We start from the raw sequence: 14,617 nt of genomic DNA, 5'->3' as shown, positions 1-14,617 counted from the left end.
TAAATAATGAACAGTAATGGATAAAACCTATTGGATGATGCTGACGTAGATTTGAAAATGAATATCAAATTACCCTTAGGAGGGATACATTAATTTGAGGGTTCAGAAATAAATCAACCTATATAACGCCAGATATGATGAAAAACTCTACTTCTCAATCCTGCTTCGGCAAATTCTGTATTGTTCAACTAATCACAACTATTCTTTTATTAACGCTGCTGTGCAGAGAATCGTATAGTCAAACCAAAATTTACGCAAATTCGGTTAGTTATGTTAGTGGGAATGGACCATCTAATGTAACAACTGTGGATAATGCTGCAAATGCATTAACAGCAGATGAAACAACATTTGCAACCGTCAAATCATCAGGAGGGGTGTTAATAGGGATAGGTTCGTATGCAGGGGAAATAGAGTTGAAATTTCCAAATACTGTTGCTGCCGGAACAACGTCGTTTATAAGAATTGATGCAGATCCAACATTACTTAATCAGTTGCTCGGTGGAAATCTGGGTGGTTTGCTGGCTGGGGTTGTCGGTGGAGTGGTACTTGGAAACCACTCTATAGAAGCAGGAGCCAGAAATTCTACTGGTACAACAGTTTTAAGCGGATCGAGTACGGGTGCATTTACCAGTCCTAACCTCAGGTTAGTTCGCGACGGTAATGGATACTATTATCTGGCATTAAGGCCTACACAGGATTACGATAGGGTATATGTTCGCGATGTTACTAGTGCCTTATTACTGGGAACACTGAATAATACCAAAGTATATCATGCATTTTATACCAGTGGTACTGATGCTTGCGCACCTGCATTTGCAACTGATTACGAGGGTAATGGCATAACGCTCGACGTGCTGGGCTTAGGTAAGGCAGGCGTAACTAACCCTCAATATGCAATTGATGCTAATACAACTAACTATTCTGAATTGAGTCTGGGCGCTCTGGGTGTGGCAGGCTCTATAAGTCAGAATTTTTATTTTAATACACCATCTAACGCGGGCGATGATTTTAACCTAAGATTTAGTGCTTCATCTGCATTATTAACTGCGGGTGTTCTCAATGGATTAACCGTAACTGCTTTTAATGGTAATAGTCAGGTCTATTCAGCTTCAGCAGCTGGATTGCTAAATTTAGATTTATTAGGTTTATTAAATACAGGCCAACCTGTAACTGTACCTTTTTCTCCAGGCGTTCCGTTCGATAGGGTGCAGGTTACCTTATCATCCTTGTTGAATGTTAACTTAACTCAAACCATTTTTATTTATGGATTAACAAAATCTGCCGGAAGGCCAACTTTTACTGCTCCTGTTTCAAGTACTGTATCAACTTGTTATAATGCACCAGCAACATTAGCAGCAACTACTGCCAGCACAAATGATTTGAGATGGTATGATGTAATTGAAGGAGGAACTGTTTTAGCAACTACCGCCTATAATGGTACATTTACTACTCCAGCACTAACTGCCAACAAAGTATATTATGTAGCTGCAAGAAGATTAGGGTGTACCGAAGAGTCGGTAAGGGTTCCTGTTACAGTTACCGTTAATCCTGCCATTGTATTTAATACAACAACCTTAAGCAATGCTTCAAACGGTTTTTCATATTCAAAACAAATTAATCCTGCAACTGGAGGAACACCAGGATTTACTTATGCCTTAACCAGCGGAAGTTCTTTGCCCGCCGGGTTAAGTTTATCATCAACTGGTTTGATATCAGGAACGCCAACAACTACTGGTAATTTTACGTTCTCTATAACTACAACAGATACAAAAGGATGTACTGCTACGGCAAATTATAGCTTAACAGTTACAGCTTCCCTTGCTTTAACCCCGGGAAATTTGCCAGGTGGAACAACTGGTACACCATATCCAACACAAACAATTCCATCTGCAACAGGAGGAACCGGGCCATATGTTTATACTGCGACAAATCTGCCTCCAGGTTTATCTTTCGATCCACAAACAAGAGAAATTACAGGAACGCCAACTCAAGCTGGTAGCTATAATATTCCGGTAACTGTTACTGATGCTAATGGAAATAATGTTACGTCAATATATACTGTAAAGATTACTGATCCATTAATTTTAGCTTCTGCAACCCTTGCTAATGGAACAACAGGCCAAGTGTATACACCACAAATAATACCTTCTGTAACAGGAGGAACCGGACCTTATGTTTACACTGCAACAAATCTTCCTGCAGGTTTAACCTTTAGTCCTACTACCAGAGAGATTACCGGAACGCCAGGTACCGCAGGAACTTTCACCTTTCCAGTTACTGTTACAGATGCGGATGGGAAAACTGTTAGCACAAATTATACTATAACGGTTACTGATCCATTAGTACTGCCACCCGCAACACTTGCTGCAGGTACTGCAGGAACATTATATGTAACCCAAACAATACCATCTGCTAGTGGAGGTGTTGGGCCATATACTTACATTGCAACTGGTGTTCCTCCTGGCTTAACTTTTAATCCTGTTACCAGAGAAATTGCTGGAACACCAACACAGGCAGGTAATTACACTGTTTCAGTAACTGTTACTGATAGTCAGGGAAGAACTGCTACAAATACTTATCCTTTAAGTGTGAGTGGTGTTTTATCTTTGCCAACAGCTTCTTTGCCAAATGGCATTGTTGGAGCGGCTTATGTAACGCAAACTTTGCCTGTAGTTAGTGGAGGTACACCACCATACACTTACATCGCTACTAATTTGCCTCCAGGACTAAGCTTTAATACAGCAACCCGCGAAATCACTGGTACACCTACCTTAGGGGGAACATATGTAATTTCATTAACAGGAACGGATGCCAACAATAATAAAGTAAATACCGATTATACAATCGTCGTGAATGTTAATCAGCCGGTTGTAGCTGCTGCTACAGTATGCGCAGGTAGTGCTGCAACGTTAACGGTTAGTAATTTACAGGCGGGAGTAACTTATAACTGGTATGGTGCTACAGGAAGCACAGCTCTTGCAACAAATAACACCGGCGTTTTTTTAACACCAGTGGTAAATTCCTCGACAACTTTTTATGTAGAAGCTGTTTCGGGTGGAGCCGTTAGCGCAAGAACGGCAGTAAATGTTACCGTTAATCCGGATGCAAATCCTGCAGTAATTACTACTAATAATCAGGTTATTAATTCTGGTCAATCGACTACGTTAAGCGCAACTGCTGATGCAGGTAATACCATAAAATGGTATGCATCAGCTACTGGTGGTACCGAGTTGGCTACTGGGGCAACTTTCACTACACCTGCTTTAACTTCTACCACCACATATTATGTTGAAACCACGAATGCAAGCGGCTGTGCAAGTACAACACGGGTACCTGTAACTGTAACAGTAATTACTGCTGGTGGAAATACTGCATGTAATGCTGCAAACAATCAAAACTCTGGTATAACTGGCATATGTTTATTATGCAGTATTAGCGGTGCAGGCAATTCTACTGATGCTAATCCAGATAACTTTACAAGAATAACATTAGCAGTTGGGGTTGGCTCTACTGGTTATCAGCAACTGATTTTTCCAACTACAGGAAATGCAACGGACAGCATCCGTTTAGATTTAGGTTTGCCAACAGGATTACTTGATCTTTCTGTTTTGAGTAATATAACTGTAAATGTTATGAACGGTCAAACAGTTGTTGCCAGCTATCAGCTTAACTCATCAACGTTGAAACTTGCTTTGTTAGGAGGAAGTAGGTTTACAGCGACACTAGCCGCAGTTGGACCTTATGACCGTGTTGAATTGCGTTTTGGTGGGTTAGTATCAGCAGTGAGTAGTTTAGATATTTATGGTGCTACAGTAATTTATCCAAACCCTACATTTACCAGTGGTTCGCAAACAATATGCTCTGGAAATACGGCAACATTAACTGCAACTGCCAATGGTGGTACAACACTCAGATGGTTTGATGCTGCTACAGGAGGGAATTTGGTAGCCAGTGGAGCAACATTTACTACGCCAGCTTTAACTGCAACCACAACTTATTATGTTGAAGTAGCCAATGGAACTTGTACTAATAGCGATAGGGTTCCTGTTGTTGTAACAGTAACTCCCGCAATATCGCTACCTATTCTGGCTCCGGTCGCAAATGCCTGTGCTGGTTCTACAGCTACATTAGCTGTAGCTAATCCCGACCCAATACTTACTTATAACTGGTATACATCAGCCAATGGAGGTACTCCTGTATTTACCGGAAATACATTTACTACACCCGCATTAAATGCAAATACTACTTATTACCTAGAGGCCGTTAATGGAAATTGCGCTAGTGCAAGCAGGGTTGCTGTACCTGTTACTGTAAACCCACGGCCGCTAATACCAACAGTTTCGGCTTCTTCTTCATCTGTAAATCCTGGGCAGACAGTGATATTAACTGCAAGCTCTACCGAAACTGGTGTAACTTTCAACTGGTATGATTCACAATCATCAACCACACCTGTTTTTAACGGTGCTGCATTTGTAACTCCACCATTAACCAGTACAACGAGTTATTTTGTTGAAGCTGTTTCAGCCTCGGGTTGTACATCTTCAAGTCGAGTGCAAGTAACCATAACAGTAAATGGAACCGGAACCCCTGTATCAATACCTTGTGAGGCGGCAACAACTCAAACAAATGGCGTTACAGGCGTTGCTTTACTCGCAGGCGTTTTCAATGCAGGACTAGCAATAGATAATGATGCTCAAACGGCATCGTCACTGGTGATGCCGGTAGGCGCTTTGGGAGCAACTACTTTCCAGAATTTATATTTTGGAAGTTTATCTAATGTTGGAGATACCTTAAAAGTGTTAGTTTCATTTCCTCAAAGTTTAGCGTCTGTTGGTGTTTTAAATAATATTTCAATTACAACTTACAACGGGGCTAATTCAAATAACGATGCTACATTTTTAAATAATGCTTTGTTAAATATAAGGTTGTTAAATGGCAATACTCAAGCTTTAATTACTGTAATTCCCAGTGCACAATTTGATGGAGCTCGTTTAAGCCTGAATTCAGGTGTGTTAGGAGCTTTAACATCCGTTAATTTAAATTATATGCAAAGGGCTTTGGCAGCTCCTCAGGTTGCATCATCAAGTGTTGCGGGCTGTAGTGGGGTGACGAGCATATTAGCAGTTCTAAATCCTATAGCCGGGGTAACTTACAGATGGTTTGATGCCTCATCAAATACGCTTGCGGATGGGCCAACATTCACAACAGCTGCCTTGACAGCCGATACGAAATTTTATGTTGCCGTAGTTTCTGCTTCAGGTTGTGTTAGTGCTAAAACAGAAGTTGATGTCACTATACAAGCTGCGCCGGCCTTACCAGAATTATTATCGCCAACTGTAAATGCCTGCTTGGGAAGCGCAATTACTTTACAGGTTAAAAATCCTGTAAATGGAATAACCTACAAATGGTATGATGTAAATGGAAATAGTGCAGGCCCTGATGGTACAACTTTAACTGTTACGCCATCGGCAAGTACAACATATACAGTAGAGGCTGTAAATAGTTGTGGAGCAGCATCTTCAGGAGCTACTGCAACTGTAAATACCGGAGGCGTACCATCTGCTCCGGTAATTACGCCAACATCGGCAACAATTGTATCAGGAACTAGTGCTGTACTAACAGCAACTTCATCAATTGCTAATGCTGTTATTAACTGGTACAGTGATCCATCTGCCAGCACAATTGTGTTTACAGGTACAAGATTTGTAACACCAACATTAACTGTAAATACAACTTATTACGTTACAACCACAGTTGCTGCTTGTGGAACAAGCCCAATAACTTCGGTCGTTGTAAATGTTATACCGCCTACACCTGGAACTACCGATTGCGGCATTGCTACCACTACACTGGCTACCGGTGTTGATGGCGTGAACATAGGTGCTGGTGTTTTCAATCCGGGTTTAGCAATCGATAATGATGTAAATACTGGTTCTACCTTATTTATTCCTGCCGGGGTGCTCAATACTTCTGTGTTTCATCGTTTAGGCTTTACAGGCGGTTTATCAAATGTAGGCGATACATTAAGAATAAAAATTTCATCTCCTGGAAGTTTATTATCAGCAGCAGTACTTCCTAATATTACCTTAACAACTTATAATGGTTCAGTAAGCAATGCTGATGAAGTAACACTAAACAGCCAGCTTATCCAACTTGATTTAGCCACAAATGGTAGCGAGGCTACTTTAACGTTTATCCCAACAAAACCGTTTGATGGAGTAGAATTAAGATTAAATTCTGGTTTAGTCGGCGTGCTAACATCAATTGATTTTAATTATGCACAAAGATCGGTTATGGCGCCTGAGGTTAGCGCTGCTACGGCCATTGCATGTTTAGGCTCATCAGCTGTGCTAAGTGTTAATAATCCAAAACCTAATACAACTTATAAATGGTATCAGGGAACGGTTTATCAGGCAAATAAAGATGGTGTTACCTTTTTGACTGATCCAGGACTTGCAGTTGGAAGTTACGATTTTTATGTAACCGCAACAGGTAATAATGGTTGCGAATCTGCCCCTGTAAAGGTTACTGTTACCATATCTGCGCCGCCAACACCTCCTGTACCATCAACAACAAATCCTGTATCAACCTGTTTAAACTCTCCGGTAACCTTAAGCATTCAGCCTGTAGCAGGAATTGTTTACAACTGGTACGATGCAGCTGTTTCTGGTAACCTGCTTGTCAGCAATAGCAGCACCTTTACTACACCAGCCAATTTGCCTGCAAATACATATACCTATTATGTAGAAGCTGCCTCTGCAACTGGTTGTACAAATGCTACTAGAACGGCTATTACCCTTACAGTTAACCAAAATGCTTTAGCTTCTGATATTATTATTTCAGGAAATAATGCCTTATGTAATGCTTCAACAACAGTTTTAACTGCAAGTAGTACAACGGTAACCAATCCAGTATTTACCTGGTATAGCGATGCCGGTTTAACCAATCAAGTGTTCGTTGGTGCCGCATTTACTACGCCTCAAATCAATGCAAATACAAGCTATTATGTTACTGTAAGTGGTACGAACAGGTGCCCGAATACTCCTGTCAATGCAGCTGTAGTTACCATTACCATTAATCCTGTAGCTGTAGCTTCTGATATCAATATATCAGGAACGAATACCATTTGCGCAGGTTCATCAACAACTTTGGTCGCATCTTCTACTATTCCAAATGCAGTGTTTACCTGGTACAATGATGCTGCATTAACTAGCGTTGCCTTTACGGGTGCTTCATTTCAAACACCTGCATTGTCTACCGAAAAGACTTACTATGTAACTGTAAAAGGCGATGGCAGATGCGAAAATACGCCAGCTACTGCGAAAGCCGTTTTAATTAATATTAATTCGCTTTCAACGGCGGCAGATATCAATGTAAGCGGGCTAAATGTTATCTGTAAAAATGCCACAGCTTCTTTATCGGCATCTTCTGCTACGGTAACTAATCCTGTATTTACCTGGTATAATGATGCTGCTTTAACAAGCGTTGCATTTGTAGGTTCTTCGTTCAATACACCTGCTTTAAGTGCTACCACAACTTATTATGTTACTGTTAGAGGAGATAATAGTTGTGCAAATTCGCCTGCCGATGCAAAAGTGGTAACTGTAACAGTTAAAGATTACGCTACTGCGGCCGATATTAATTTGAATAACGTAAATACATGTTCAGGTAATACTGTAACATTAATGGCTTTTAGTTTAACGGTTACACAGCCGGTATTTACCTGGTATAGTGATGCTTCGCTTACTGTTCCTGTTTACACAGGGCCAACCTATAATGTTACTGTCAGCTCAACTACGAGCTTCTATGTTACAGTTAAAGGAACAAATAAATGTGAAAATGCAGCAGCTGATGCTAAAATAGTTACTGTAAATGTTAATCCGCTGGCTACAACAACCGATATTATTGTAACTGGAAATACAGCAGCATGTACAGGCTCATCAGCCACACTTACAGCCAGTTCTACCACGGTAACGAATCCAGTATTTACTTGGTATAGCGATGCCGCTTTAACGAATATATCTTTTGTTGGGCCGGTTTATACAACACCAGTACTGAATACGAACACCACATATTATGTAACCGTAAAAGGTGATAATAAATGTGAGAATGCTCCGTCAACAGCACGGGTAATAACAGTAACTGTGAGCGCAGCACCATCTAATCCTGTCGTTTCAAGTACCGGTACAGCAGTTTGTTCAGGAAGTGCCACAACATTAAATATTCAAAACCCTCAGGCTGGTGTAACTTACGAATGGTACGACGCAGCTTCGGGTGGTAACTTGTTAAGTACTGGAACATCATATACTACTACCACTTTAACGGCTACAACAAGCTACTATGTACAGGCAGTTGGTGCCGGCGGATGTACCAGTGCTGCGGGTAGAACAATGGTTACTGTAACGGTGAATGCTCAGCCTTTTGTGCCAATTGTTGCTAGTAATTCAGTTAGTGTTTGTTCAGGAAGCAGTACAACCCTAGTAGTTACCAATGCTCAGGCAAATACTAATTATAATTGGTATACATTACTAACAGGAGGTACAATTGTTGGTACCGGAAGCACCTTTACAACTCCCGCATTAACAAACAATATCACATATTATGTTGAAGCGGCTTCAGGTACCTGTACTTCAAGCAATCGTACCCCTGTTAATATTACGGTTTCTCCACTTCCAGTTGCACCGCTTCTGGTAAGTGCCGCGAATGGTGTAATCTGTTCAGGTAGTACAACTGTTTTAAGTGTAAGCTCGCCAGATGCAGGATTGACCTACAGATGGTATAATACAAATACAGGCGGTACTGCTTTAGGCCAGGGAACTACCTTTACAACACCATCACTTAGCACTACAACAATATTTTATGTTGAAAGTGTAAATGCATCGGGTTGTAGCAGTGCAACCAGGACACCTGTAACTGTTACTGTTTTACCGGTGTTGGCAGCACCAGTAGTCAGCGTACAAACAACAACACCTACAAGTGTAACCTTTAGCTGGAATGCGATTTCAGGCGCAACTGGGTATCAGGTGTCTACTGATAATGGTGCCACATGGCAGTCGCCATCAAATGGTGCTACATCAACTTCGCATACTGTAACAGGTTTAAAACCAGATCAGGCGGTAGTAATTATTGTCAGAGTAATTGGACAGATAGCTTGTCAAACCAGTGCAAATTCTACTGCTATAACAGGTAAGGCGGCAAATCCACTTGGTAATGATGTTTATGTGCCGAATGCTTTTACCCCAAATAATGATGGTAAGAACGATATATTCCTTGTTTACGGAACAGCTATCGCTTCTGTTAAAATGAATATTTATACACAATGGGGCCAACTGATTTATCAGGTTAACTCTACAACTACAGGATGGGATGGAACTTACAAAGGCGTAGCCCAGCCAAGTGGTGTGTATGTATACATGATTGAAATTGAAATGACAGATGGTACCAAGGTTATGAAAAAAGGAACAGTAACCCTTATCAGATAATTAACAGATATAATTTAAGCTATAAACTACATTCTATGAAAATGCTATCACCTCTAAAAATATACGTTACAATGCTTTTGTTAAGCATTGTAACGCTTAGCCTTAAGGCACAAACAGATCCTCATTTTTCGCAATATTATGCATATCCCTTATGGTTAAATCCGGCATTAACCGGTGTTATTGATGGTGATTATCGTGCATCGTTAAACGTTAAGCAACAATGGGGCGCACTATCAAATTCTTTTCTTACCGGTGGTGCATCTTTTGATGTTGCCCCAACTAAGAATTTTGCTTTTGGTGCAACTATCCTCAATCAAAGAGCGGGGGAGCTTGATTTTAACTATTTGACAGCATTGGTTTCGGGCTCATATCGGTTAAGGTTTGGCGTGGAGGGTTTGCAAATGATAAGTTTTGGATTGCAGGCGGGGTTTGTAAACAGAAGTTTCGATTTGTCGCAGGCAAGATTCGGAAATCAGTTTAATCCGATTACAGGCTATGATGGAGGCTCTTTCAGTGGTGAAAATTTTTCCTCAACCTCGTCTTTTGTGCCTGATATTAATGCAGGATTGATGTATTTTGATGGTAACCCAAACCAGAATGTAAATGTATTTGTTGGTGCCAGCGCAGCCCATTTGAACAGGCCTGTAGAGCGGTTTTCAGGTAATAGCACACGTACACCGATCCGTTTCACAGCACATGGCGGTGCCCGCATAAGGGCTACCGAATTGCTTGATGTTATCCCAAATGCTTTAGTTATGTACCAAGGAAACACTAACGAAGTGTCTGTTGGTGCTTACGCCCAGTTTATGGTTAATAACCAATCGAATATTTTATTTGGAGGGAACTATCGTGTCAAAGATGCAGCTATTGCATTCGTGGGCCTTCAATTTAAGAACATGGTTTTTGGCTTGAGTTATGATGTGAATACCTCAACTTTCAACAGGGCATCAAACAGCAATGGTGGCTTAGAGTTATCTATTTCACTCATTGGTCGTAATGGTATTATTGGCCCAAACTTTTTCTGTCCTCGTTTATAATTATTCTTATGAAAAAATTAATCCTCTTCCTGATTATTGCCTCAGTTACATCTGCTAAAGCACAATATGTAGTCAATTACAAAAAAGTAGCTGATGCTTATTTCCAAAATAAAGATTACTATGCAGCCTCAACCTTTTATAAAAAAGCCTTAAAAATTACCTCCGATAGCACTCAGCTAGTTTTACCCTACGGAAAAGATAAAAAACAAGGCAGCAATGATAAGGTGATTGAAGATTATGAGGGGTCGTTATATAATCTGGCTGAATCGAGCAGACTATATCGTGATTTTTCTGAAGCCGAAAAATACTATGCCGTGGCCAGTACATTTAGTAATCCAAAGTATAGAAAAGCCATGTATCACTACGGCGAAAGCCTAAGGGCAAATAAAAAATTTCAGCAGGCAATAACGGCTTTCGAACATTTTATTCAGAAGAATGATACCGATGAATTAGTTAAACATGCCAGACTAGAAATCCTTTCTTGCAAGTTTGCGATAAAGGAAATGAAATATCCAAGGATGGTTCAGCTGAAAAAATTGCCTAATGATGTTAACGGCCTGGGTTCAAATTATGCTCCTGTAAAAGCTGGTGGCGATTTTTATTTTACATCCTCACGGCCTGTTTCTGTTGCAGGTAAGCCTGAAGTGTTAAAGGCTGTAAAGGGTGAAACTGTTGTTTCAACGAAAGCAAATCCTTTTATAAACAATATTTACCGAAGCAAGGGGAATATTAATGAAACAGAGGTTGGTGTAAAAAAAATTGATATAAATCTGCCTAAGGATATGGAATTTGCGGCTGTCAGCTTTAATCCCGAAGGTACTGTAGCTTATTTTACGGCATGGAAAGAAAAGGAAAAATACGCGATTTATTCATCTGCTAAAGTAGATGATAAATGGTCGGACCCCCAACCATTGGGTCTTCAGATTAACAGTAAAGACCATAATTCGGCACAACCCTTTGTAACTGCCGACGGGAAATTTCTAATATTCTCATCTGATATGGCTGGTGGCCACGGTAAATATGATTTATGGTATGCTGCTATCAGGGTCGATGGAAGTATAGGCAGTGCCGTAAACCTGGGGCCGAAAATTAATACAGAATCTGATGAACGGGCGCCAAATTATAACTCGCTCACCAAAAAACTAATTTTCAGCAGTAACGGAAGAATCGGTTTTGGCGGTATGGATTTCTTTGAGTCAACAGGTGATCTGGTAACCTGGACAACTCCAAAAAATATGGGATATCCTTTTAATTCCTCAAAAGACGATGTTTATTTTACAGCCTCAAATGCTGATGGTAGCAAAGGCTACATCAGTTCTGACAGGGAATCTGCCTGCTGTCTTGAACTCTTTGAAGTTAAAATTGAGTACGTAACGATTTCGGGAATTATTACCGATTGTAAAACTAAAGCGCCTTTGAGTGGTGTGTCAGTGAAAATGTTTGATCAGGATATTGAAGACAGCCTCATAACTGGTGCATCTGGTAAATATGAATTTAAAATTGATAGTCGACGTCCGGTACGATTACATATGGCTAAAGAAAATTACTTTGCTTTAAACAAGAGTTACTCTTTTGAGGAAATAGCCAAAGCTGATACCTTAATGTATGCTGATTACTGCATGAATGCTTTCAAACTAAACGTTCCAATTGTTCTAGATAACATTTATTATGAATTTAACAGCGCCGAATTAACCGAACCTTCTAAAAAGGTACTCGATGCATTGGTTCTGATTATGGAAGATAATCCTGAAATGGAAATCGAACTCGGTGCACATACCGATGATATCGGAACTGATGCTTATAATCAGGATTTATCCGAGAGAAGAGCGAAATCATGTGTTGATTATCTGGTAAGTAAAAACATAGCCCAAAACCGTATGACTTCAAAAGGCTACGGTGAAAGTACACCGATTGCACCAAACAAATTAAAAAATGGTAAAGACAATCCTGAGGGAAGGGCAAAAAACAGAAGAACAGAATTTAAAGTAACTAAAAAATAAGGGGTGTTGTCCATAGTTTAGTGTTAGGCAGGAGGTTTATAACTCCTGCCTTTTTAATTATGAACATATTTCTCTACCCGATTTGCAAAATCATTTAAATCGAAAGGTTTATTAATAAAATCTTCGGCTGTACATTTAGATTTAACATGACTTAGGTGATTATTTGCCGACATCATCATTACAGGAATATCATAGGTTTTGGCATTTTGTTTTAATTCAGTACAAATGTCAATACCATTTCCATCAGGCAGCATAATGTCCAAAATAATCATATCAGGCTTGTGGTTATTCATCTGTAACCAAAAGTCTTTGGTGTTAGGGCAGGCCCTTACCTCGTAAAGCTCCTCTGTTAACAGAAATTCGATAACATCTCTGATTGCCGGGTTATCTTCTACTATATAGATGCACTTTTTCATAGTATTTCTATTTTATGTATTAATAACGTGGTTGATCGTAAGGGGTTTAGCTTAGTTTTTCACATCGTTGTAGTTATTAACTTTTATGTTTTTGGTTAGTGTTCGCTTTTTAATGATTTTTTTGGTGTAACAGCTTGAATATATTAACTTTAAGTTATCTAATCATCCTAATTAACTACTCTATGAAAAGAATTATCATTTGCTGTGACGGAACCTGGAATAGTCCGGGTGATACTGAAGATGGCGAACCCATTAAAACCAATGTTCAGAAGTTATTTGAAGGTGTGTGTAATATAGATGAAAATGGTGTTTTTCAAATTAAGCATTACATAGAAGGTGTTGGTACATCAGGTAGTAAAACAAGAAGAATTCTGGATGGTGCCACAGGTTGGGGATTAGATCATAATATTATTAGTGCCTATAAATTCCTTGTGTGGAATTATGTTAAAGGCGATGAAATTTATCTTTTTGGATTTAGTCGCGGTGCTTACACAGCTCGGAGCGTTGCAGGATTAATACGTAATTGTGGCATTATCAGAAATGATGACCTTGGCTTAATTAATGAAGCTTACCATCATTATAGAAACAGGGGAGAAGGCGATTGGAGTCCTGATGGTAAAAATGCACGCGATTTTCGGGAAAGATATAGCATTGAAACCAATATAAAATTTATTGGTGTTTGGGATACCGTTGGTTCTTTAGGAATTCCACTTAGTATATTTCGTCTTTTTAATAGTAATAAATATAAATTCCATGATACAACTTTGAGTAGCTATGTCGATTACGCGTATCATGCTTTGGCCATTGATGAGAAAAGAAAGAGTTTCAAACCTACTTTATGGTCGCAGAGTAAGAATGTACATAAGCGGGAAGTGCCTCAGGTAATGGAGCAGCGCTGGTTTTGCGGTGTTCATTCTAATGTTGGTGGTGGTTATCCTGATGAGCGCCTGAATGATATTGCCTTAAACTGGATTATAGAAAAAGCCTCGGCTGTTGGTTTGGCAATTGACAGAACATATCAGCAAACACACATTAATCCCGGCATCGAAGGTAAGTTGTATAATTCATCAGTTTTTCCTTTTAACCTTCTGGGACCAATTCATCGTACAATAAGTGCAAGGGAAAATTATCAGGCTACAGTCGATCCTACGGTAATCAAGAAATGGTCGGCAGATGTAAATTATCGCCCTAAAAATTTAAGGCATGTAATGGAAAAAATTAGAGATAATGGTAACTGGCCATAGCTATCCTAACAATTGTTAAAAACTTTTAAAATAATTTGGTGTTTAATTTCATCATTTATATGATCAATAAAACATAAGAATTAAATACCTCAACCATGAAGTCTATTTTAACAGATGCTGATTATAAAAAAATAATTAATCGCATTACTTCTCTTTCGGAACAAACTAATGAGTTGAATAATAGTTTTACGGAATTAAACCATTTACGCCAAATGGCGATGGATTATGAACGCAGAAAATATGATTTTACGCTCCATGTTAATAAAGATTATTTTTGGCCTGTAGCCAGATAATTTATTGATTTTATACCCACTCTTAACTTCCACATACATTTGCAAGAATACCGTAAAAACGGTATATAAGATTTTGTTTTTTTATTGCAGATTTACACTGTGTATATGTATACTTACATAGCAGGATCTTAAACTAAGATTTTTT

The 14,617-nt window shown here is 39.4% G+C and carries 6 protein-coding genes; 5 read left to right on the top strand and 1 reads right to left on the bottom strand.

The genetic code is table 11. The annotated features are described in order from the left end of the window. The first annotated feature begins 134 nt into the window (after positions 1 to 134). The 3 genes from R2R71_RS02235 to R2R71_RS02225 are packed head-to-tail and all read left to right on the top strand — an operon-like array spanning position 135 to position 12,519. Complete coding sequence (locus R2R71_RS02235; RefSeq protein WP_316829612.1) at positions 135 to 9,482, top strand: putative Ig domain-containing protein; 9,348 nt, start codon at positions 135 to 137, stop codon at positions 9,480 to 9,482. A gap of 35 nt (positions 9,483 to 9,517) precedes the next feature. Next, a complete protein-coding gene (locus R2R71_RS02230) occupies positions 9,518 to 10,519 on the top strand; it encodes a PorP/SprF family type IX secretion system membrane protein (RefSeq protein WP_316829611.1) in 1,002 nt (333 codons plus the stop codon). 8 nt (positions 10,520 to 10,527) lie between these two features. Then, positions 10,528 to 12,519 carry an OmpA family protein gene (locus R2R71_RS02225; protein ID WP_316829610.1) on the top strand — a complete coding sequence of 664 codons (1,992 nt, stop codon included), beginning with the start codon at positions 10,528 to 10,530 and terminating at the stop codon, positions 12,517 to 12,519. Between the two features lie 53 nt (positions 12,520 to 12,572). On the opposite strand, the gene R2R71_RS02220 is transcribed toward R2R71_RS02225, so the two are convergent. Then, positions 12,573 to 12,935, bottom strand: a complete 363-nt coding sequence (locus R2R71_RS02220) for a response regulator (protein WP_316829609.1) — start codon at positions 12,933 to 12,935, stop codon at positions 12,573 to 12,575. A gap of 182 nt (positions 12,936 to 13,117) precedes the next feature. Here R2R71_RS02220 and R2R71_RS02215 point away from each other — a divergent pair, with 182 nt between their 5' ends. Together R2R71_RS02215 and R2R71_RS02210 are read left to right on the top strand one after the other, a co-directional pair. Further along, a complete protein-coding gene (locus R2R71_RS02215) occupies positions 13,118 to 14,179 on the top strand; it encodes a DUF2235 domain-containing protein (RefSeq protein ID WP_316829608.1) in 1,062 nt (353 codons plus the stop codon). Positions 14,180 to 14,274: 95 nt separating this feature from the next. Then, positions 14,275 to 14,472 carry a hypothetical protein gene (locus R2R71_RS02210; protein ID WP_316829607.1) on the top strand — a complete coding sequence of 66 codons (198 nt, stop codon included), beginning with the start codon at positions 14,275 to 14,277 and terminating at the stop codon, positions 14,470 to 14,472. Positions 14,473 to 14,617: the final 145 nt, after the last annotated feature.

It is taken from the genome of Pedobacter aquatilis, from assembly GCF_032678405.1.
In the GTDB taxonomy this organism is placed as follows: Bacteria; Bacteroidota; Bacteroidia; order Sphingobacteriales; family Sphingobacteriaceae; genus Pedobacter; species Pedobacter aquatilis_A.
This window is presented reverse-complemented; position numbering and strand designations above follow the sequence as displayed.

Coding starts and splice junctions, on each gene's coding strand:
- R2R71_RS02215 (WP_316829608.1), top strand. CDS start 13,118: ATGAAAAGAATTATCATTTGCTGTGACGGAACCTGGAATAGTCCGGGT.
- R2R71_RS02210 (WP_316829607.1), top strand. CDS start 14,275: ATGAAGTCTATTTTAACAGATGCTGATTATAAAAAAATAATTAATCGC.
- R2R71_RS02235 (WP_316829612.1), top strand. CDS start 135: ATGATGAAAAACTCTACTTCTCAATCCTGCTTCGGCAAATTCTGTATT.
- R2R71_RS02230 (WP_316829611.1), top strand. CDS start 9,518: ATGAAAATGCTATCACCTCTAAAAATATACGTTACAATGCTTTTGTTA.
- R2R71_RS02225 (WP_316829610.1), top strand. CDS start 10,528: ATGAAAAAATTAATCCTCTTCCTGATTATTGCCTCAGTTACATCTGCT.
- R2R71_RS02220 (WP_316829609.1), bottom strand. CDS start 12,935: ATGAAAAAGTGCATCTATATAGTAGAAGATAACCCGGCAATCAGAGAT.